The sequence below is a fragment of the Romboutsia sp. genome (assembly GCF_051659545.1).
Taxonomy (GTDB): Bacteria; Bacillota; Clostridia; order Peptostreptococcales; family Peptostreptococcaceae; genus JBOFOR01.
Map to the genome: position 1 here is coordinate 1 of NZ_JBOFOR010000153.1, position 21,110 is coordinate 21,110.

Genomic DNA, 21,110 nt, shown 5'->3' on the forward strand with positions numbered 1-21,110 from the left:
CACAGGGCATTGGGCGACGGGGCAGTGAATGGCTATCCTCAAAAGCTACGAACACAAGCGAGCGATAAGATACGTAGCAGGCATGATATGTAATATGATGTTTGCGGAGTATCTTATCGTGAGACGTGTTCGTGCGTTGAGGATTAGTCAGAGGGGCATGGCCGATAGGCCTTCCTATAGCCAATTAACCATCTATAGATTACTAACTTTGGATATAGTTTAGGACCTTTATTTAGAGATATCTTTTGAGTTAGCGATTGTAGTGGAAATCCTTATGAGCGCACTTTGCTCATAAGATTGGAACGGAAAGTGCGGTGGCGATAGCCAAACTCCATAAGTATCAAATCTAGGTATATCAATATAAGGAATGATATACCTAGCACTGTAACAAGAAAAAAATAAGTACTAAAATTATATAAAATAAACATGAAAGTATATAACTAAACAGGTTGCAGTGGTAATATTACAAGCAGTATATTTTTAAGTCTGGCATCGCAGTTTGCAGCGCTATTTGCTGCAATCTGTGAGGTCAGACTAGACCACATAGTTTTGACCCAAGAATATTAATAAAGATAGTTGATGAAGGAGCGGTTTTTGCTCCTTCTTCAACTATCCACCTATTCTTTTTTATAAAGTTGCAGTTATAGATATCTATTGTTTCTGTTCTTACTAGTTATCAAAGTACAAAAATGTTAATATATAGATATACAATACTAATACAAAAACAATACATCCATAAAGGAGGTAATTAATGACTAAAGAAGAATTCAAAAAAATGAATTTTAAAGATAAAGTTTCATATCTAAATGCAAAGTTAAGTGAAGGTCAAACTGTTATAAAAATTAGAGAAGACATAGGAATTGGTGAAAAAGCATTACAAAGGGATATCAAGGCAAATGGATATAAGTATGATAATAAATCAAAGCAATACATAGCCAATACAGATGCTAATATAGAGTCTAATACAACATCTAATACAAGTTCCAATACACAGAAAAAAGATATTGTTGTATTGGATGAAAATACAAGTCCAATACTTAAAGAATCTCAGGAAGTAGCGATTAATTTTTTAGAAGAAAATTTAGAGGTATTTGAGCTTATAGTTGAAAAATTTAAAGCAAATACAATGTCCAATACAACATCCAATACAGAAAATAATACTATAGTTGTAGACCTAATAGATGATAAACATCTAAAGCCACAAGCCAAAGCTTTTAGAGTCAATATGTTTGTTTATAAGGAGTGGCAAGAGTTTTGTGAAAATAAAAGATTTAGTAAACAAGATTTATTATCTATGGCTATGAAAGAGTATATGGAAAAATATAAATAAAAAGATATTACAACTTAATGATATAATTAAACTAAAGGCGGTGAACTAATGAAAAAGCCAAATTATGAAGATTTAATAATGAAAAGAGCCATGGATATATTTGCAGAAGATGGATTAAAGTTCTTTGGAATAGATAAAAAAGTAAAAGAGCCAGGTCCAACGGAATTAGTTGTTTTAAAAACACAAAATATGTTTATGGATTATACTTTTTTAATGGAAGATGATACATATATACATTTTGAGTTTCAAACAACAAATAAAAATGTATCAGATTTAAGAAGGTTTAGAGCATATGAAGCATTACTTAGCCATCAAACTGGAAAAGATGTTATAACATATGTTGTTTATTCCTCTAATATAATAGATGTAAATGATGTTTTAAAAACTGGTATAAATGAGTTTAAAGTAAATACTATATCTATGGTTGATAAAAATGGTGATGAGGTATTTAATTATATATATGATAAAATAAACAAAGGAATAAGTTTATCAAAAGACGATATAATATCATTATCATTTACACCTATAATGGGTGGAGAATTAAGTAAGCTAGATAGAATTTTAAATACTATTAAGGTATTAAAAGATATAGATGATACTTATAGACCTGATGTTGAATCTATAATATATGCCTTTGCAAATAAATTTTTAAGTGGTAAAGATTTAGAAAGAGTAAAGGAGGAACTTAAAGTGACAGAATTAGGGAAAAGTTTAATGGATGAAGCTAAAAAAGAAAAAGCATTAGAGATAGCTGCGAGCTTATTAGATGTTCTATCAATCGAGATGATAGCTAATAAGACTGGCCTGACTGTAGAAGAAGTTAAGTCATTAAAAGAAGAATCTAAATAAATTATAGATGGAGGGCATTGCCCTCTATTTTTGTGTATTTTTATTAATTCGACAAACTTTGATAAATAAATTAATATATATTATATGAAAAATAAAAAGTGTATAGAGTATTTTAAGTTGAATATATTGGTAGTACTTAGATTAAAAGAGTTAATTTGGTTTAAAAAGTCAAGTTTGAGCCGGCAAACTTGACTTTTTTAGTTTTTAATTGCATTATAAAATATAAAAAGACATCATAAGGAATTGCAGTTGGAGGATAATATGAAAAAAAGAGCAGTAAGTTATTGTAGAATATCAACCTTGATGCAAGTAGATAATACTTCACTTAAGGACCAAGAAGACAAAATTAGAATGTATGCTAAACTTCACGATATCGTTATAGATGAAATATTTATAGATAAAGCAGTATCAGGTAAATCAACTGATAGACCGGAGTATGATAAAATGATGGACTATATAAAGACAAATAATATAGATATGATTATAGTTTATAAAAATGATAGGATACATAGGAGTTTATATAATTTATTGGCCATGATATATGAGTTACAAGAGTATAGAATCGCTTTGGTAAGCGTTACAGAATTATTTGATACATCAACACCACAAGGAATGTTATTTTTACAGATGCTAGGAAGTTTTGCAGAGTTTGAAAGGGCTGTGATAAATGAAAGAACTAGAAATGGAAGAATTGCTAGACTAAATGAAAATAAGTGGGTTGGAGGAAAGCCAGCACTTGGATATAAAGTAAATAAACAAGGGAAATTTGAAGTATATGATGATGAAGCAAAAATAGTTATAGATATATTTAAATTAAGATCTAAAGGGGTCTCATTAGCTAAGATAGGTATTAAATATGGATTTTCAAAGCAAAAGGTTGATTATATATTAAAAAATAAAAATTATATTGGAATATTTGAGTATAAAGGAAAAAAAGAAAAGAATGATATAACAGTCGAAATAGATCCTATAATATCAAAGTATTTATGGAATAAAGTTAACAGGAAATAATTTAAATAAGGATGTTTATTAATGTATAAAATGTATAAATAGTAAAAAACATATGAGATTTACTATTTATACTAAGAGGAAGCAAAGATGACTTTTTTACGTAGTGATAGGAGGTTATCGAGAGTCGTTTGGTTAAATTAATAATATTTATTTAATTTTAATTAAATCTACGATATAACAAGTATTAAATAAATATTGAATAAATATTAAAAAGAGATTAAATATATATTTAACCTCTTTTTAATGTTGCAAGAAGATATATAATATTTAAAAATCAAATCATACTAACTCATATGAGTTTTAAATATGGAAGTTCAAAGACATGTTTAAACTCAAATTTCATACAATAAATTCACTTTAATTATCCAGATGAAAACGTATTATTTATAGATTAAGACCCTCAATCCAATGCATCAGTATTAAACATAGATGTATTTATATGTTGTACAGATATAATCCGTATAATAAATTAATAGGGTCTGAACTTTTAATAAAAACTTATGTTGATATAAAAAAGCACTAAGAATAGGTAAATATAATATAAAAATCTTCAATAACTAAATTTGGAAAACAAGAAAATAATAAAAAATCCTGATAAACAGTAAAAAAAAGCAAAAAAATGGTAACATATGGAAATTTCTATTTACTTAGCTATTATGCTAAGGAGGTAGTTTTATATGTATACTCAGTTTAATAGTAATGTAGAAATGAAATTAAAAAAATTAAAAATGTATGAAAAACACTGTTTTGAGTGGGAAATGGAATACTGTGATTTATACAGTTTGATATATCATAGAGTGGTTGGTTTTTGTAAAAAAAATGCTAATAAAATACAAGAGGAACAAAATCTAAGAGTAGATATAGATGAGTATTGTTCAATAGCATTAACAGATGTATTGCTAAAACTAGTAGAAGATTTTGATCCATATACAGATAGTGGTTTTATGAATTTATATTATTATAGAATAAAAAAAGCATTTATTAATCTATATAAGAAAGAGTTAACAAATAAAAAAAAATCATTAACAACAAGCATAGAATGGAAACCTTTTTATAATGATAAGTATTATACATACATAGAAGGAGAAGAAAGTAATCTTTACATAGCAATAGAAGAATATATTAAGATAAACCCAAAAGCTAGATTAATATATTCATATGAGTTAGACAATAGAGAAGAAAGAACAAAAATAATTTTGAAACTTTTAAATAAAGACAGCTATGGTAATTCAGAAAGACAATGTGTCAATAGGATAAAAAATGGACTAAAGAACTACATAAAAATAAACAATATATCAATATAATTTTAAAATAAGTGATATTAGTATAAGTATATAGATACAATTAAGCGAGCTAATTATAATAAAATAAAGAAGAAGTTTATGGGGTTAAGTATTTTGATTTCGAGTCTGCAAAATTAATGTTATTTGAATACATAGAAGGCTGATATAATAGAAAAAAAATTCATAAAAGTGTTTGATTTATCTCTCTAGATGAAGGGGAAGGAATAGCAAGAGTAAGTTGAAAATTCAATTATATGTGCCTAAAATATTGATATAGATCCAAAGTTTATTTTAAAAATTAAAATAAACTTATTTTTTTGCTTAGTAACATTTGAAAAATAACGATGACTAATATACTGTAAGAAAAATTTAATAGAAAGGCTTATCTCAAATATATTTAGTGTAAATATGAAAAATAAAACTACTTATACAGAAAAGCATGTATTTAATATTTTTAAGTGCTTACCAGCAATAAAAGAGCAAGTTTTTTATACATCTAATTTTTCCTTAGTTGATACATTAATAGATATGGATATGTTATTAGAGGAATCTAAATTAACACCGTATCAGTATGAAATATTTTCACTTTACTATATAGAAGGATACACTCTTCAAGAAATTGCTACTATGTATGGTCACTATAATCACAATACACCAAGAGATACGATAAGAAGGATAAAGAAGAAAATCAGTAAAGTTTTAGATAGTTGGGGTGATGTATGATGTATGAAATATTTAATGATATTAATAGTAAGTATTTAAAAGAAGTCGAAATACTTGTAAAAAAAAAGATAGCAATTACTTGTAAAAAAATAAGCATTATTCAAATTACAGAAGAGTATTTTAATGAAACCAATGAATGTATGCCATCTAACTTAGTATTACTATTAACTGATTGGTTCTTAGAAGAAATACTAAAATCAAAAGATGTAGATAAGTCATCTAAAAATGAGTACCCTATATTATCAAATCACCAGATAAAAAGGAGAAATAAGAAATATTTATCTGTTACATATGATATTTTAGATTATTTATATCATCCTTAATCAGGCAATTAACGAAGTGGAAATAAAAAATAATAAATTTTTAAAACATATATAAAGGAGCTATATAAAGAGATGATCGTAGAACATAAGACAATTCACGACTTTGATAAAAAAGAGAAATATACAACTACAGTATTCAACGTAGGAAGTAAATTAGATAAACATCAAGAAGAAGTAATTATTGACCTAATAAATGTTTTTGTAGATATAAACGATAAGGAAAGTCATAAAGAAATCAAAAGAAGAAATGAATTACTAGAAGATTTGTTAATTATTAATATGATATCAAAAAACGAAAAAAATTAAAAAACACTATCATTTTTTACTCATAGATACACTAGTAGGTATAGAAGTAAAATATATTTTGTAAAATATTTTAATTTCCAAAATTTTATTTAGATTTTAGTGTGAATAAATAATTTATTAGATACCGAACATTGAGTATCTACAAGTAGGAGATGAGAATGAATGGACATGTTAAAATTATGCAATTTAATAGGAAATATAACAAATACAAAAATGTATCCTATAGAATTTCCAGACATAGAGTCACAAATGTTAAGTAAATTAGAACTTACAACAGCTATGTTAGAGGAAGGTGGATTATTTGATTTTACTATGGAAATAGGAACCAAATCAAGTGATCCCAAGGATGCTGAGAGGTTATCTATTGATATTATAAATAAACTTCACAGAAAAACAGATATAGAATATGAAGGTTATCAAATTGTATTAATAACAGCAGATAGACCTTATCCAGAACATAAAGGAGCTTTAGAAGATGGTAAGCATTTTTACACATGTAAGTTTAGAACACTAGCATGTATTATGTAGTCTTAACAAAAATTTTGCATACTAAAAAATAAATAAAAAATAACAAACTAAGGAGTGATTTAAATGGCTAAGAAAATAGCAGGAGTAGATGTATTATTAATGGTTGAAATAGGAGGACAAAAGGTTGCAATAGGAGGACAAAAAGGTGCTTCATTAACTAGAACAGCTGAAACTATAGATGTTACTGATAAAACATCGGGTGGATGGTCAGAAAGTATAATGGGACTAAAATCATGGTCAATAGAATGTGAAGGTTTAGTAACTTTAGGTGATCAAGGATTAGAACATTTACATAAATGTTTTGATGATGGAACATTAATAGATGCTGTTATAAAAGTTGGTGCAAGTGATGGATACACTTATAAAGGTAAAGTTCTTTTAACAGAATTCCCAGAAGAATATGCTCAGGATGATGCAGTAACTTATTCTGCAACATTACAAGGTGTATCTGCGTTAGTTAGAGAAAAAAATACACCTACAATATAATAAAATGGAGGAAACTAAAGTGAAAAAGGGAACATTGATAAAATTAGATAGAGATAGATATTTAAAGTTTAACTTAAACTCTATAAGAATATTAGAAAAAGAACATAATATATCATTTGATAAATTAGAAAAAGAGTTTTCAATGGAAAGTATCCAAAAGATACTTTATGTAGGCTTATTAAAAGATGATCCTACATTAACATTTGAAGAAGTTGGTGAACTAGTGGATATGTCAAATATACAAGTGGTAGTTGAAACTCTTGCTAGGTCGTTAGGGGGTTTGCAACAAAAAACAAAATAGGCACTTGGAAAGATATATGTTACTGGGGATATGGTGCTTTAAAATTAAAACCACATGAACTTTATAATCTTGAAATAGATGAATTATCAGAAATGGTAGAGGCACATATTTCTTACTCTAATGATTATACAGACAATAAGATGCAAGTATTATCTTGGCAAACATCTATAATTATAAATTGTATGGGGACGTTGAAAAGAAAAATAAAGCCTCAAGATTTATATAAATCACCTAATGAACCGAATATATATGATAGTGTTAATTTAATTGGTAAGGATAAAAAAATTGAGCTAGAAAATGAATTATTATCTATATTTAAATTAGAATAACTAGAAGTAAAAAATGAGGAGTTAAGATAAGTTTATCTTTACTCCTCATTTTAATTTGTTTAAAAAGCTCTTTACTTTTTACTTCCGTATTTAGATTTAAATTTCTTTGGACTGATAAAAAGAAACATTATCAAGAATATAATGCCTATAAAAAAATATTTTTTGTCAGCTATAAATCCTAAGAAAAATCCTAACGCAGTTCCGAAACCATAAATTGACTTGAATATAATATTTAAAAGATTAGTTTGTTTATCACTTGCTTTATCCCAAGAATCTTGTCTCCATTTAGTTGGATCTTTTTTTAATTGTTCAAAACTATTTTTAAATTTACCCATACAGAATCTCCTTTTAAAAAAGTCTCAATTATGTAATTTACAATATATGATATCAAATCCTAAGTTGCATATCAAATAAAATTAAATCTAATTAAATACTTTCATTTTATTTAATTAGATGTATATATAAGTGTAAAAGGTAATAAAGTTAAAGCTAGAAAAAAGATATTATCTAACTTTAATATAATTAAAATAGAAGGAGGAATGCAATTTGAGTAGGAGTTTAAGCGGATTAGCATCAGAATTTAGTACACTGGGTAAAGAAATATCAGGGACAGTAAAAGTTTCTTTTGATGAGCTCAGAAAATCTATACAAGCTGTGAACAAAGAGAGTAAGGATTTAAGTAAAAGTATGTCTGGTATAAATACTTTTATGAGTAAACAAGCTACAGGGTTAAAGGATATGATAATGAATACTATTAGTGTTGCACTTGGGTCTGCGGTAGGTGCTGCAGCAGGATTTATAGCTTCTATTATGCCTATGGATCAAATTACTGCTAAGCTTGGAGAACTAAAAAAAACATTAATTGATCAACTTGAGCCATTAAAAGATCCTTTAATTAATATGCTAAAGCCAGTGGGGGAATTTTTAAGTAATTCTTTAAGTTCAGCAATAGATATGGTAAAAAGATTCGGAGACGCAATCTCAAATATAATGAGTGTATTATCTAATTATAAATCAGAGTTGCAATTGGTAGCAATGCTTTTAGCAATATTTGTAGCTGGATTAACAACATACGTTATAGTTACAAACTTAGCTGCAATATGTACCAAAATAAATACTATAGCAACAGGGGCATACACTGCTGTAATTGGAGTTGCAAATGGGGTAATAGCAGTATTTAATTTTTTAATGGGATTTCTAGGATCTACAATTGGGATTGTAACCTTAGCTATAATGGGTATAGTTGTAATTGGATATTTGCTTATTCAAAATTGGGATACAATTTCTCAAGCTGCTGTAACTATATGGAATAGCATCTGCGAATTTTTAATTGGAATATGGGAAAATATATCTAATTTTGCAATGAGTATATGGAATGGTATCAGTACGTTTTTATTAACAATTTGGGGGTCTATTTCATCAATAGCTATAGGAATATGGAGTAGTATATCAGCCTTTATAATAAGCATATTTACAAATATATCAGCCTTTATAAGCACATGTTGGGGTGGAATACAAAATGTTATTGTAACAGCAGGAGTCGCTATAGGAGCAGCTGTTTCAAATGTATTTAATGGTATAGCTATAACAATAAGTTCAATAATGGATATGGCAAAAAATATTGTATCTAATGCATTTAATGCTATAAAAAATATCTTTAGTGCAGTGTTAAGGCCAAATATAAAAATTCCATATATAAATATATCTGGGAAATTTTCACTTAGTCCGTTGCAAGTTCCTAAATTTGGGATATCTTGGTATAAGACAGGAGGGATTTTCACTGGACCATCTATTATAGGGCTTGGAGAAAATGGGGATGAAGCAGTGTTACCATTAAGTAATAAAAGAAGAATGAAGCCTTTTGCAAATGCAGTAGCATCAATGATAGGTGTCGATAATAAACAGGCATACCAAGGTGTAACTATACATATAGACAGTATGTCTGTTAGAAATGATATGGATATAAAGAAAATTGCAGAAGAATTAAATAGATTGACTGTTAGAGAAAATAGAAAGTTAGGACTAGTATAGAATACTTAGGTAAGGAGGATATCAATGCAAATAAATTATGGTGGAAATGATTTAACAAAATACTTTAAAGTATTAGATGTGAGAAGGCAGTTGTTACCTTCAAGAAAGAATTATACAAAAGAGATACCAAGTATTAATGGTGAGTATTATAGTGGATATAAATATGGAGTAAGAACCATTGAAGTAGATTTTGCAATTATAGGGGAGAGTAAAGAGGAATACTTTGCTAAATCAAGAGAGTTAGCCTCTATGGTAGATGTAGTTATTCCTACTAAGTTAGAGTTTAGTGATGATCCAAATAAATACTATTATGCAGTTGTTGATGGAAGTATAGATATAGATCAAATAATGAACTATGGCAGTGGAAAAATATCCTTTGTTTGTAATGATCCAATAGCGTACTCAAAAGAAGAAAAAATATTTACCGCATCACCAGATAATAAGGTAACTATAGATAATAAAGGAACAGCATTTACAGAGCCTTTAATAAATGTATCTTTTGGACAAGATGCTCATTTTTTACAGTGTACTTATTTTACTGGAGAAACAGTATTATTAGGCAGTAGACCTGATGTAGATAAGCCGAGTGCATCGCAATCAGATGAAGTTTTATCAGAATCATGTGAGGTAACTACAAACTTTACTAGTATAGGAAATGTATTGGATGAAGGTAGAGAGCTTATGGGGAACTGTACAGTGAATCAAGGAGGTTATGGAATTGTATCTGCAAATTACGGATCATCTACAAATGGATGGCATGGTCCAGCATTAAAAAGAAATATAGAAACTAATTTAGATGAATTTGAAATAGTTGCATTTATGGAACATAATTCAGATGGAAGAATGGGACTTGGTTCAAATGCTACCGATAAACCTGCAAATAACTCTACATTCACTTGTACAGCTAATCCGTCTTTAAGAATAAGAAAAGACAGAGCGACTAATAGTGCAAAGGTAGGATCAATTCCGAAAGGAAAAGATGTAAATGTAACGGAGATATCAAAAGGATGGGGGAAAGTAACCTACGGAGGTACTACTGGATATTCTTGTATGGACTATTTAACTTTAAAAAGTAATAAGAATACTTATAGATCAATTGAAGAAGAATCAGCTGAAAATAGGCTAGGTAGGATAGAGCTATACGGATTTGACTCTAATGGACAAAAGCTATTCAAATTTGTATTAAGAGATTCGGAGCAATGGTTTGAATACACAGAACCAGAAGTATTTATAGGAAATACTTTAGTCTTATCTGATAATAAATCTGCACCAAAGCCAAAAACTGAAACTGTGCAGGATTATAATAATAAAGCAATAGTAAAAGAAGTTGATAGTGGTAAGTTTGGTGACTGGAATGAATTTTATGGTAGCTTTATATTAAGAAGAAGTAAATTATCTAATGGACAATATCAATGGTACGCAGAAGTTAATAAGACGGTAGATGGAAAAGTTGTAAATAGTATAAAAACAAATATGTTATCAAATGATGCATATCCAAAAGGTCTTTTAAACCATGTAATAATTTGGTTTGGTCAATATAAAGATAGTATACCAGTAGATACGATGGGGTTAACAAATCTTACAGTAAGAAGGATCAATAAGTTACCAGATATATCAACTAATCAAAAAATATTTAAAGCAGGAGAAGAGGTTATAATAGACTGTAGAGAGCATAAAATCTACTCTATAGGCAAAGATTATATGAAATACTTAGACATTGGTAGTGAGTTTTTTGATGTTAGAGATGGGGTATCTGAAATTAAATGTATATCAGACGATAAAAACATAGACGTAGAAGCTTCAATTATTGAAAAATGGTTATAAAATTAATTTAAGAAAGAAAGGATTTTATCCTTTCTTTTTTGTGTAAAGGAGGTTACTTTATGATTTATATACTAAATAAACAACAGCAAATAATATCAACCCTATCAAATAAAGGTGATATGAAGAAAGTAGTACCTTACTTTGAAGATATGCACATCGAAGAATTAGATACAGGAGTAGAAACTTTTGAATTCAAAACATTGTCTAATACAAAGGTTTCAAATGATATACAAATTGGTAATTATATTGCATTTAAAGACGAAAATTATTATAAAATATTTCAAATTAAAGAAATCCAAGAACAACATACTGAACAAATTGAAAAAAGTGTTTATTGTGAGGGAGCATGTTTAGAACTATTAAATGAAGTTGTAAGACCAATGACGATAAACGCTGCAAATTTAAAGCAATTCTTAAATACAGTACTGGAGGGGACTTCATGGTCTATAGGGATAATAGATGAGTGTTTAAATGAAGTTATACATATAGATATATCAGATTATGAAAATGTATATAAAATAATACAAGAGACTGTAATAGAGAAATTTGGCGGAGAATTAAGGTTTAGAGTAGAAATAGCAAACAATAGGATTGTATCAAAGAATATAGATGTATTTGCTAAAAGAGGAAGTGTTACAAATTATAGATTTGAGTATGGTGTAAATATGACCAGTGTTGAGAAGGTAGTTGATTCATCTGAGTTAGTTACAGCATTAATTGGTGTAGGTAAAGATAATTTAACCTTTAAAGATGCTGAAGCATATGACAAACCTAAAAGTCAAGATTTTGTAGCAAGTGAAGATGCCTATAATAGATGGAATAATAATGGATGTCATATAATGGGTGTATTTAATTGTGAAAGTGAATCTCCACAAGAATTATTGAAGTTAACAAGGGATGAACTAAAAAGAAGAAGTGAGCCTAAAATAACATATAATCTAGAGGTGGAGCTATTAGGAAATGACGTTTCATTGGGGGATGAGGTACTTGTAATAGATAATGAGTTTATACCACCGCTACATTTATCAGCAAGAGTATCAGTATTAGAAAAGTCAAAAACTGATAAACAAAGTAATAAATGTACTTTATCTAATTTTAAAGAAATAAAATCAAATATTAATAGTGAAATGAGAACCTTAGCAAGCAAACTAGAAGAAAAAGTTGATGATAAAATTAATAAAGTAACCATTGGTGGCAGAAATTTAGTCAGAAACTCTGATTTTGCTAGTGATAAATATTGGACTTTAGATAGTTTTGCACTTATAGATTCAGAAATTTTATTAGATAATGTAAACTCTATTTGTTTGAAAAAAACTGAGGCTACGTCTAATAACTTAGGAGGAATCAAGCAAACAGTAATTAAAGGCATAAAAAAAGATGATATGTTAACAGTAAGTGGATATTATTTTTTAAAAAACAAAGCTCTTTTAGACGGTTCTTTTGCTTGTGAGTTAAAAGGTAATTATGAAGGTGGTACAAGTACAATAGATACTTACTTAAGTTGGAGTAAAGATGATTGTGTACAAGGTACTTGGACTAAGTTTAGTTACACAGCAAAAGCGACTAGAGATTTTATAGATGCATATTTATATGGATGGATTTCTAAAAATGGAGAAGTTTGGTTTGCAAAATTACAGGTTGAAAAAGGTAATAAAGTATCAGACTGGACACCAGCACCAGAGGATATATATGGTGCATTAGTAGATACAGAAAACAATCTTAAAAAAGATATAAATAACTCAATAGATGGCGCCAAAGAAGGCTTTTTAGAAAGTGCCAAAGAAAACTTTACTGAAAAATCAGAGTTTAACACTTTTACGAAAACGGTATCTTCAAAATTTGAGCAAACAAGCAGTGATATTTCTGCAAAATTTACAGAATCAATAAATAAAACTGAATTAGTAAATGGAAAACTTGAAGATTTTCAAGAGACAGTAACAACTCATATACAATTTGATAACAATGGTATTAACTTGGGCAAAACAAATAGTCCATTTACTGCTACACTTGATAATACTAAACTTGCATTTAAACAAGATGGCGATGAAGTAGCTTATATTAGCAATAACAAAATGTATATAACTCATGCAGAAATAAAAGATATTTTAAGAGTAGGTAAGCCAGATAGTACTGGTAATACTGATGGTGGTTTCTTTACTTGGATACAAGGAAGCAATGGCAACCTAAGTTTAAAATGGAGTGCTAAATAATAAAAAATGGAGGATAAAAATGTCATTAAATAGACTAATAACTACAAGAGCAACAGATGGTACTATATCTAATACATTTAGAACTGGATATAAAGTACAGATATCTTGGTCAGTTAACTCACAAAATGTAGCAAATAATACTTCCAATGTAACTGTTCATGCACAATTAGTGTCAGCTAGTAGTTCATATAATATTAATTCTTCTACTGAAAAAAAAGGTTCACTTACTATAAATGGCTCAACTTATAATTTTACTTTCAATGCAACTTTAAGTGGTGGACAAACTAAAACAGTATATACAAAAACATTAGATATTCCTCACAATAGCGATGGTACAAAGACTTTCGCTATGTCTACAACATTAGGAATAAATATTACTTTATCTGGGATATATTGGGGTGATGTTACTGCAAATGGTAATGGTACTTTAAACTCTATGCCTAGAACTTCTACTATATCACTTTCTACTACTAGTATAGAGGCAGGCAACACTATAACAGTAAATATTAATAGAGCATCCAATGAACTTACTCATCAAGTTTTTTATAGTTTTGGGAGTAAAAGAGTAACTATATCTAATGATGCACCAACTAGTGCTCAATATACTATACCATTAGATCATATAACGGTTATACCTAATAATACTAGTGGTACTGCAACTATATCAGTAGATACATACGCTGGTTCAACATATATAGGGTCTACTAGTCAAAACTTTACTATAAATGTTCCTGAGTCGGTTAAACCTAGCTTTTCTAGTATAACTGCCAGCGTGGTAGCTGATGGTGCTAGCACATCGTATGGATATGTTAAAGGTAAATCTAAGTGTGGCTTAGCGATTAATGGTGCAAGTGGAAATCTAGGTTCTTCTATAAGTAGCTATAGCATAAGTGGAGGAGATTTCTCTTCTTCTGCGCAAAGCTTTACTACGGGTAAATTAACTAACGCAGGAAATATAAACTTCACTGCATATGTAATGGACTCAAGAGGTAGAAGAAGTGATAGTAAAACTGTAAGTATAAGTGTATTAGACTATATGAACCCTAATTTAATAGAGTACTCAGTATTTAGATGCACTTCAAATGGTATTGCTAATGAGGATGGTACTTATATAAAAGTAAGCGCTAAATATACGTTTACTAAGCTTAGTGGTGAAAACAATGCTACTAACTTAATAGAATTTAAAACAGTGACTTCTGAAATTTGGAATAACGCAGGGGCCTTAACAGTTACCACAAATGATAATGGAGATGTAAGAACAGTAGCTGGTAGTATAGTTACTGGCTCTAATAGTATAGTAAAGGATCAAGCCTTTGATATTAGAATCACACTTAAAGATAAATTTAGTGATGAAAATGGTATAAGTAAGACTATACTAATACCAACTTCTTTTGTAACTATGGATATAAAAAGAGGTGGTAAAGGTATAGCTTTTGGGAAATCATCTGAAAAAGATATGCTTTTTGAAGTAGGTATGGATGCTGCAATAAAAGGCCAAATAAATACATATGCTGTTAATTTTGATGGATTTAAAAATTGGGATTCTGGTAATTTTAATTTAACTGGAGAAGGTGCATATATAGTAAATGATAATGGGAACTACAAATCATTAATGATACTAGGGAATAAAAGTAGTGGAGGAACTAGAAAAGTAAGAATATTTGATGATGCAATTGTTAGTGGTAATTTAGACGTATGCGGAAATGTAATAAATCAAGGATATTTACAATTACCTAGTAATGGCGGATCTTGGATAAATGGTTCAAGTAATGGTGCGATTAGATGTAGTAAGCTTTCCACTGGTAGTTATCATCCAATAATTTCTCAAACAACTGCAAACAATCATAAAATATCACTTGGTGGTATAGGCGACCAGTTTGGCTTCCATCATTATTATGCTAATAGAACTGATGACGGAATAGATAAATACTTTAGATTTGATTGTGGCAATGGAAGATTATACACAAACTTTAGCTTGCAAACAGAAGATTCTGTTAGAATTAATGGCACTAATCCACTATATTTTGAAGCTTATGGTGGTGGCTGGAATATGACAGATGATACTTGGATAAGGGCATATAATGATAAAAATATTTATTCATCAAATACTATAAAAGGTGGAACTGGAGAATACAGATGGTTAAAACCAGAAGGTTCAAATGACTTAAACATAAATGTCAATGGTGGAAGCTTATGTATATCTGTTGCAGCATCAAGTGGAGCTGGATTATATATAAATAGAAACTGGAGTGGCTCCTCTGGAACTGAGCCATCATTTTATAATACTAAAGGCAATGGATGGGGATTCATTGGTAACTCTGGAACTCCATTTTATCGTGTTTATGGTTCAGGAGGTTCAGTATCAGATAGAAACAAAAAATATGAAATAACTAAAGCAGACACACAGGCTCAATATGAAAATATAAAAGACATAAATATATATAATTATAGAAGTATAAGTACTGTTGAGAGGACACTAGAAGAATTAGCTGCAGACTATCTAAAAGATAGAATTGAGTTTTATTCAAATGAACAAGAAAGAATATTAGGTATAGAATCTGTTACTATTGATGATGTAGTTTATGAAAAATTAAACGAAGATTTGGATCAAGAAGAAATACATGCATTAAGAGCTGATGAAATTATAAAAAAGAATAAAAACTTAGGCGAGTGCCACAGAGAAGACCTATCTCTAGGGTGTATGGTAGATGAGATGCCATTAGAAACTACTTTCTATGATAATGAAGGTGGAGATGGTAAGGCAGTAGATATGTACTCATATACTACTATGATTGCAGGTGCTACGAAACATATAATAAATAAGGTTGAAACATTAGAAAGAGAAAATGAAGAACTAAGAACTAGATTAAATAAGATGGAGGAGATATTAAATGGCATTACTAACAGGGGGTAAAATAAATCAATTTGGAGTACAAGAAGAATATTGGAGAATATTAAATATAAATTTAAATCTACAATATAAGTACTGTGATATAACGATAGGAAGTTATGTAGATGCGATAACAAGGGAAAAAGGATTAGAACCTATGAATATAAAAAAAGTAAGAGCAAAGTGGGATGGGAAAGAATTTTTAAGATTTTTTACTCCAGAAGCTATGAATGAAGAGAATGTAAATATATACAATAAAGCATATAGATATATTAAACACAGAGAAGAATACTTTAAAGATGCAATAGATTGCTAATGCATCTTTTTTTATTGAAAGGATATAAAAAAATGGATTTAAATTCACTAACAGATATGATAATGAGACAAGGTGTTTTTGCAGCCTTATTTATATGGCTGCTAATAGATACAAATAAAAAGAATGAAATAAGAGAGCAAAGAATGCAAGAACAGCTAGATAAAACAATCCCTATACTTAATCAAATAGTTTTAAGGCTTGACGATATAGAAAATAAAATTAAATAAATTGAAATACAAATATAATTTTAAGATGATGATATGAAATGCTTAATCAAAATTAGAGGGGGGGCGGTAATTTATTATGAAAGTATTTTTAGATTTTGGGCATGGAGGAACAGATTCTGGTGCAATAGGTCAAAATTTACAAGAAAAAGATGTGGTATTAAATATTGGTACAAAAGTTAAGAAACACTTAGAAAGATATAATATACAAGTTAATACAAGTAGAGATACTGACAAAACTGTATCTTTAGAACAAAGATGTAGACTAGCTAATAGCATAGAGTCAAATTGTTTCATATCTTTACATTGCAATAGTTTTAGTAATTCAAGTGCTAAAGGACTAGAGGTATATTCTAGCTCATATAATACTAAAGATTTAGCAACCATATTATATAATCAATTACTTAAAGATAATTTATACAATGTAAAGCGAGGAGTTAAGCATAGCAACTTCTATATATTAAAAAATACTAAAATGAGAGCAGCGCTAATTGAATTAGCATTTATTTCTAATATTGATGATGCTAAACTACTTAGAGAAAAACAAGATGAATTTGCAGAAAGTATCGCACGAGGAATATGTGTATACTTGAAAGTTAACTATGTATAAGAAACTAACAAAGAATTAACTGCTGATACTATATACAAGCTTGTAGTTGGAAGCTACTAAATCAAAATAGCTAAATACTTACATAAAATAGAATATTTAGAGATATTCTATTTTGTCATGCCTTAATTAAATTAATAGAAAAATATTTCATGAATAGATACTAAAAAGAGGTTGTCCATTTTAATGATTAAAAATCATTTAAATACACCCTCTTTTTTATATTCAAAATAGGAGAGGGTTAAAATAAAATTAATAGACATTATAACAGAATATCAAGGTGGAAATAGTTATTTAATATTAAACTTATTAGATAAGTTCAAATTTCTAATTAAAAAAATATCAAATAAATTAGACTATGAATGTGCTGAGACAGACTTAGTAATATATTTAATTGAATTAATTAAGTCAATTAATACAAATAAGTTATTTAATAAATCTGATGGAGCACTTATTAAATATATAAATACATCTTTGAATAGAAAATCTATAGCTCTTTACAACAGAAATAAAAAATTTAATATAGAAATAATTGAATATAAAGATGATATAAAATCAGTAACTCCATATTTGGACACAAATGAATTAGAGCTAAATTCATCTCTTAGTTGTCTAAATGATATTCAAAAAAAAATAATAGTAGATAAATATATTAACAATTTAACTGACACAGAAATAGCTTGCACTTTAGGTATTTCAAGGCAATCTGTATATTCTAATAAAGTTAAATCTTTAAATAAATTAAAAAAATATTATTTATAGTTTACATTTTTTATAAAAATAGTCTCTTTATTATATGAAATATAAATTATAAGGCCTTTAATTTATAAATAAATACATTAGGTAAACTAGATTTTTGGTATAAAACTTAATAAAAACATATTGGCCAATAAATCAAGTTTTGCCAAAGCTAAAAATGGGAGGTAGCATTATGGCAACAAGTGCAGAAGTAAGTGCTTTTAAATCACAAATAGCAGCAGATGTTAACAGAAGAGCAATAACAGTAGGTACTTTCAATATTAATCAGTACATTAACAGAAAAGCCGCACCTATTCAAACAGCTATGCACGAAGCTATGAGAACAGGTACAGGAATATTTGGGATACAAGAGTTTTGTGAAGGATTCCCTGAAATACCAGATTCAGCTTCTAAAATACCTGGAGTATATGATTTTGTAGGTAAATCAAGGGTAATGAAAGTAATGAGTGGTACTACTACAGGGTATCAATGTAATGCTTTTTCGTCATTATTTGGATTCCAAACGCCAGTAACAGGTGGGGTATTTAGTGACTTAAACTTAATACCAGGTATCACAGGAGAGCAACCTAGAGGATGGGCGAAAGCAGTAGTCAATACAGCTTACAAAAATGTATCAGTGTATAGCGTACATTTCTCGCAAAATGGTAACACGTTGGTTAAAAAACATGCAGAAGAATTTGCAAAAATATTCAAAGCAGATACAAACTACTACAAAGTAATAGTGGGTGACTTCAACTCATTCAATCAATACGGAGAATTAAATTCATTAGTGTTACCACTTGACCAAGGTGGATGTGGAGTAAAGCCTGTATTCCCATTCGGATCAGGACAAATAGATAATATATTAGCACCAAGCTACATGACAGTTTTAGAAAGTGGAAGTGTTCCTTCTGCGGTAACAGACCATAGAATGTATTTTGCTACTTTACAGTTCAACTAAAATAAGTTGTGAAATAAGCGACCTAAAAAGTATCTTATTTTTTACAAACTTTTGTTAACAAACACAATAAAACTAATCTATTACATAACGTAGGATAAAATTATACAAAAAATATTATGAAAATTACTAGGAGGTAATTATTATGGCTAGTTGTACAGCAGCAGAGAAATCTGCGTTTTTAAGTAAGATAAGTGCAGATGTAAATAACAGAGCAATAACAATAGGGACATATAACGTTAATCAATATGTCAATCAATGGACAGTACCAGTTTATGACGCAGTTAGAGCTTGTATGTTAAGAGGTATAGGGATAGTAGGAATACAAGAATATTGTGAGTTCACAAATTACTACACTACTAGAACAGGAACACCAGGTGCATATAAATACTCAGGAGCGATAGCAGGCGGAAATAGCATAACAAAAATAGCAGGAGTATATGACTTCATTGCTACACAGTTTAATCAGAATCTAAGTTGGGGCGGAGGAAAAGCAGGTAATGGTGTAGCTTCTTTATTTGGTTTCCAACAAACTCCAGTACCTAAACAATACACAGATACATCAGGAGGAGTTTGTGGTTACGTTAAAACAGTTGTAAATACTGCATACAAAAACGTTTCAATATATACTACACATTTCCCAGCAAATGGAAACACTTATATTAAACCTAAAGCAGAAGAATTAGCAAGAGTATTCAAAGAAGATACTAACTATTATAAAGTTATAGTAGGTGATTTAAACTCTTGGAACGCTAACGGAGAATTAAATTCTTTATTAAACTCAGTTGCAGATGGTGGATGTGGATTAAAGCCAGTATTCCCTTTAGTTGATGGGCAGATAGATAATATATTAGCTCCAGAGTATATGACAGTTTTAAGAAAAGGGGCAGATATGATACCAGAATCACAAACAGACGCAAAGCCATCTGACCACAAAGTACATTACGCAACATTACAATTTAACTAAAATTGTAGAATAAACACTAACGAAAATGAGTTACTTAGGTAGCTCATTTTTACGTTGTTGTCAAATAAGTATGTCCAACTTCCATATTATATAAAGTAGATTTAATCTACAAAATAAAAATTATTGGAGGTAATTATTATGGCAACTTGCACTTCGGCAGAAAAATCTGCCTTTTTAAACCACATATCGAGTGACGTAAATAATAGGTCAATAACAGTAGGAACATTTAACGTTAATCAGTACGTTAACCAATGGACAGTACCTGTTCACACAGCTATAAGAGAATGTATGAAAGCAGGAATAGGAATAGTAGGTTTACAGGAATATTGTGAGTTTACGAGCTTCTATACTTCTAAGCCTTTCACATCAACAAATAAAGTATCAGGAGGTAAATGTAGTTAGGTTAAGACAGTAGTAAATACAGCTTATAAAAATATTTCTATATATAACACTCATTTTTCAGCAGTGAATCCATCAGAGGTAAGAGCTCACGCAGAAGAATTAGCTCAAATATTTAAACAAGACGATAACTACTACAAATTAATATTAGGGGATTTAAGCTCTTGGAATGGTGTAGGAGAATTAGATTCACTATTGCTACCTTTAGACCAAGGAGGGTGTGGGTTAGTGTCAGTATTCCATATGTATAATGGAGAAATAGACCACATATTAGCTCCAGAGTATATGACAGTTTTAGAGCAAAATGTAGTTGAGGTAAACAAAGTAACAGGATATACAGTTAGTGACCACAATTTACATTACGCTACTTTGACAGTTTAACTAAAATTAAAAAATTATTAATTTTTAGAGGTGAGCTACTTAATAGGTAGCTCATTTTTTTAATTAATGAAAAACAGTATAAATAAAACTAGTAAT

24 protein-coding genes are annotated in these 21,110 nt (G+C 29.0%); 23 read left to right on the forward strand and 1 reads right to left on the reverse strand.

Annotation, left to right across the window (positions count from 1 at the left end):
* Positions 1–751 precede the first annotated feature (751 nt).
* The 11 genes from ACRC03_RS08420 (at position 752) to ACRC03_RS08470 (ending at position 7,469) form a co-directional block, all read left to right on the forward strand.
* Complete coding sequence (locus tag ACRC03_RS08420; RefSeq protein ID WP_438652119.1) at positions 752–1,330, forward strand: hypothetical protein; 579 nt, start codon at positions 752–754, stop codon at positions 1,328–1,330.
* Positions 1,331–1,378: 48 nt separating this feature from the next.
* Positions 1,379–2,179, forward strand: a complete 801-nt coding sequence (locus tag ACRC03_RS08425; protein WP_438652120.1) for a hypothetical protein — start codon at positions 1,379–1,381, stop codon at positions 2,177–2,179.
* A gap of 261 nt (positions 2,180–2,440) precedes the next feature.
* Positions 2,441–3,190: a recombinase family protein gene (locus ACRC03_RS08430; RefSeq protein WP_438652121.1), complete on the forward strand. Its 750-nt coding sequence runs from the start codon at positions 2,441–2,443 to the stop codon at positions 3,188–3,190.
* 677 nt (positions 3,191–3,867) lie between these two features.
* Positions 3,868–4,494 (forward strand): hypothetical protein, encoded by a 627-nt coding sequence (locus ACRC03_RS08435; RefSeq protein WP_438652122.1) that lies wholly within the window; start codon positions 3,868–3,870, stop codon positions 4,492–4,494.
* Positions 4,495–4,881: 387 nt separating this feature from the next.
* Positions 4,882–5,196 (forward strand): sigma factor-like helix-turn-helix DNA-binding protein, encoded by a 315-nt coding sequence (locus tag ACRC03_RS08440; protein ID WP_438652123.1) that lies wholly within the window; start codon positions 4,882–4,884, stop codon positions 5,194–5,196.
* Positions 5,193–5,519 (forward strand): hypothetical protein, encoded by a 327-nt coding sequence (locus ACRC03_RS08445; protein ID WP_438652124.1) that lies wholly within the window; start codon positions 5,193–5,195, stop codon positions 5,517–5,519. Before ACRC03_RS08440 ends, ACRC03_RS08445 begins: the two co-directional genes overlap by 4 nt.
* Positions 5,520–5,591: 72 nt before the next feature.
* Positions 5,592–5,825 (forward strand): hypothetical protein, encoded by a 234-nt coding sequence (locus ACRC03_RS08450; protein WP_438652125.1) that lies wholly within the window; start codon positions 5,592–5,594, stop codon positions 5,823–5,825.
* Between the two features lie 162 nt (positions 5,826–5,987).
* A complete protein-coding gene (locus tag ACRC03_RS08455; RefSeq protein ID WP_438652126.1) occupies positions 5,988–6,353 on the forward strand; it encodes a phage tail terminator protein in 366 nt (121 codons plus the stop codon).
* Between the two features lie 63 nt (positions 6,354–6,416).
* Entirely contained in the window at positions 6,417–6,839 is a 423-nt protein-coding gene (locus tag ACRC03_RS08460; RefSeq protein WP_438652127.1) for a phage tail tube protein, read from the forward strand.
* A gap of 19 nt (positions 6,840–6,858) precedes the next feature.
* On the forward strand, positions 6,859–7,140 hold the full coding sequence (locus ACRC03_RS08465) for a hypothetical protein (protein ID WP_438652128.1): 282 nt from the start codon (positions 6,859–6,861) through the stop codon (positions 7,138–7,140).
* Between the two features lie 92 nt (positions 7,141–7,232).
* A complete protein-coding gene (locus ACRC03_RS08470; protein ID WP_438652129.1) occupies positions 7,233–7,469 on the forward strand; it encodes a hypothetical protein in 237 nt (78 codons plus the stop codon).
* A gap of 71 nt (positions 7,470–7,540) precedes the next feature.
* Here the strand turns inward: ACRC03_RS08470 and ACRC03_RS08475 are convergent, their stop codons facing one another.
* A complete protein-coding gene (locus ACRC03_RS08475) occupies positions 7,541–7,804 on the reverse strand; it encodes a hypothetical protein (protein ID WP_438652130.1) in 264 nt (87 codons plus the stop codon).
* A 211-nt stretch (positions 7,805–8,015) separates the two neighbouring features.
* On the opposite strand from ACRC03_RS08475, the gene ACRC03_RS08480 reads away from it, so the two are divergent.
* The 12 genes from ACRC03_RS08480 (at position 8,016) to ACRC03_RS08535 (ending at position 21,014) form a co-directional block, all read left to right on the forward strand.
* A complete protein-coding gene (locus ACRC03_RS08480) occupies positions 8,016–9,500 on the forward strand; it encodes a hypothetical protein (RefSeq protein WP_438652131.1) in 1,485 nt (494 codons plus the stop codon).
* A 24-nt stretch (positions 9,501–9,524) separates the two neighbouring features.
* Entirely contained in the window at positions 9,525–11,324 is a 1,800-nt protein-coding gene (locus tag ACRC03_RS08485) for a distal tail protein Dit (protein ID WP_438652132.1), read from the forward strand.
* A 59-nt stretch (positions 11,325–11,383) separates the two neighbouring features.
* Positions 11,384–13,534 (forward strand): phage tail spike protein, encoded by a 2,151-nt coding sequence (locus ACRC03_RS08490; RefSeq protein ID WP_438652133.1) that lies wholly within the window; start codon positions 11,384–11,386, stop codon positions 13,532–13,534.
* 19 nt (positions 13,535–13,553) lie between these two features.
* The gene (locus tag ACRC03_RS08495; RefSeq protein WP_438652134.1) at positions 13,554–16,448 is read left to right on the forward strand and encodes a DUF859 family phage minor structural protein; all 2,895 of its coding nucleotides are present in this window, start codon (positions 13,554–13,556) and stop codon (positions 16,446–16,448) included.
* Complete coding sequence (locus ACRC03_RS08500) at positions 16,426–16,740, forward strand: hypothetical protein (protein ID WP_438652135.1); 315 nt, start codon at positions 16,426–16,428, stop codon at positions 16,738–16,740. Before ACRC03_RS08495 ends, ACRC03_RS08500 begins: the two co-directional genes overlap by 23 nt.
* Positions 16,741–16,754: 14 nt before the next feature.
* A complete protein-coding gene (locus ACRC03_RS08505) occupies positions 16,755–16,967 on the forward strand; it encodes a BhlA/UviB family holin-like peptide (RefSeq protein WP_438652136.1) in 213 nt (70 codons plus the stop codon).
* Between the two features lie 76 nt (positions 16,968–17,043).
* Positions 17,044–17,574, forward strand: a complete 531-nt coding sequence (locus ACRC03_RS08510; RefSeq protein ID WP_438652137.1) for an N-acetylmuramoyl-L-alanine amidase family protein — start codon at positions 17,044–17,046, stop codon at positions 17,572–17,574.
* A 471-nt stretch (positions 17,575–18,045) separates the two neighbouring features.
* Positions 18,046–18,333 carry a sigma factor-like helix-turn-helix DNA-binding protein gene (locus ACRC03_RS08515; protein ID WP_438652138.1) on the forward strand — a complete coding sequence of 96 codons (288 nt, stop codon included), beginning with the start codon at positions 18,046–18,048 and terminating at the stop codon, positions 18,331–18,333.
* A 169-nt stretch (positions 18,334–18,502) separates the two neighbouring features.
* Positions 18,503–19,270 (forward strand): endonuclease/exonuclease/phosphatase family protein, encoded by a 768-nt coding sequence (locus tag ACRC03_RS08520; RefSeq protein WP_438652139.1) that lies wholly within the window; start codon positions 18,503–18,505, stop codon positions 19,268–19,270.
* A gap of 142 nt (positions 19,271–19,412) precedes the next feature.
* Positions 19,413–20,234, forward strand: a complete 822-nt coding sequence (locus ACRC03_RS08525) for an endonuclease/exonuclease/phosphatase family protein (RefSeq protein WP_438652140.1) — start codon at positions 19,413–19,415, stop codon at positions 20,232–20,234.
* A 138-nt stretch (positions 20,235–20,372) separates the two neighbouring features.
* Positions 20,373–20,636 carry a hypothetical protein gene (locus tag ACRC03_RS08530; RefSeq protein WP_438652141.1) on the forward strand — a complete coding sequence of 88 codons (264 nt, stop codon included), beginning with the start codon at positions 20,373–20,375 and terminating at the stop codon, positions 20,634–20,636.
* 63 nt (positions 20,637–20,699) lie between these two features.
* Entirely contained in the window at positions 20,700–21,014 is a 315-nt protein-coding gene (locus ACRC03_RS08535) for a hypothetical protein (RefSeq protein WP_438652142.1), read from the forward strand.
* Positions 21,015–21,110: the final 96 nt, after the last annotated feature.

Excerpts from the sequence above, each read along its gene's own strand:
- ACRC03_RS08420 (WP_438652119.1), top strand. The coding sequence starts at position 752 with ATGACTAAAGAAGAATTCAAAAAAATGAATTTTAAAGATAAAGTTTCA.
- ACRC03_RS08425 (WP_438652120.1), top strand. The coding sequence starts at position 1,379 with ATGAAAAAGCCAAATTATGAAGATTTAATAATGAAAAGAGCCATGGAT.
- ACRC03_RS08430 (WP_438652121.1), top strand. The coding sequence starts at position 2,441 with ATGAAAAAAAGAGCAGTAAGTTATTGTAGAATATCAACCTTGATGCAA.
- ACRC03_RS08435 (WP_438652122.1), top strand. The coding sequence starts at position 3,868 with ATGTATACTCAGTTTAATAGTAATGTAGAAATGAAATTAAAAAAATTA.
- ACRC03_RS08440 (WP_438652123.1), top strand. The coding sequence starts at position 4,882 with ATGAAAAATAAAACTACTTATACAGAAAAGCATGTATTTAATATTTTT.
- ACRC03_RS08445 (WP_438652124.1), top strand. The coding sequence starts at position 5,193 with ATGATGTATGAAATATTTAATGATATTAATAGTAAGTATTTAAAAGAA.
- ACRC03_RS08450 (WP_438652125.1), top strand. The coding sequence starts at position 5,592 with ATGATCGTAGAACATAAGACAATTCACGACTTTGATAAAAAAGAGAAA.
- ACRC03_RS08455 (WP_438652126.1), top strand. The coding sequence starts at position 5,988 with ATGGACATGTTAAAATTATGCAATTTAATAGGAAATATAACAAATACA.
- ACRC03_RS08460 (WP_438652127.1), top strand. The coding sequence starts at position 6,417 with ATGGCTAAGAAAATAGCAGGAGTAGATGTATTATTAATGGTTGAAATA.
- ACRC03_RS08470 (WP_438652129.1), top strand. The coding sequence starts at position 7,233 with ATGGTAGAGGCACATATTTCTTACTCTAATGATTATACAGACAATAAG.
- ACRC03_RS08475 (WP_438652130.1), bottom strand. The coding sequence starts at position 7,804 with ATGGGTAAATTTAAAAATAGTTTTGAACAATTAAAAAAAGATCCAACT.
- ACRC03_RS08485 (WP_438652132.1), top strand. The coding sequence starts at position 9,525 with ATGCAAATAAATTATGGTGGAAATGATTTAACAAAATACTTTAAAGTA.
- ACRC03_RS08490 (WP_438652133.1), top strand. The coding sequence starts at position 11,384 with ATGATTTATATACTAAATAAACAACAGCAAATAATATCAACCCTATCA.
- ACRC03_RS08495 (WP_438652134.1), top strand. The coding sequence starts at position 13,554 with ATGTCATTAAATAGACTAATAACTACAAGAGCAACAGATGGTACTATA.
- ACRC03_RS08500 (WP_438652135.1), top strand. The coding sequence starts at position 16,426 with ATGGCATTACTAACAGGGGGTAAAATAAATCAATTTGGAGTACAAGAA.
- ACRC03_RS08510 (WP_438652137.1), top strand. The coding sequence starts at position 17,044 with ATGAAAGTATTTTTAGATTTTGGGCATGGAGGAACAGATTCTGGTGCA.
- ACRC03_RS08520 (WP_438652139.1), top strand. The coding sequence starts at position 18,503 with ATGGCAACAAGTGCAGAAGTAAGTGCTTTTAAATCACAAATAGCAGCA.
- ACRC03_RS08525 (WP_438652140.1), top strand. The coding sequence starts at position 19,413 with ATGGCTAGTTGTACAGCAGCAGAGAAATCTGCGTTTTTAAGTAAGATA.
- ACRC03_RS08530 (WP_438652141.1), top strand. The coding sequence starts at position 20,373 with ATGGCAACTTGCACTTCGGCAGAAAAATCTGCCTTTTTAAACCACATA.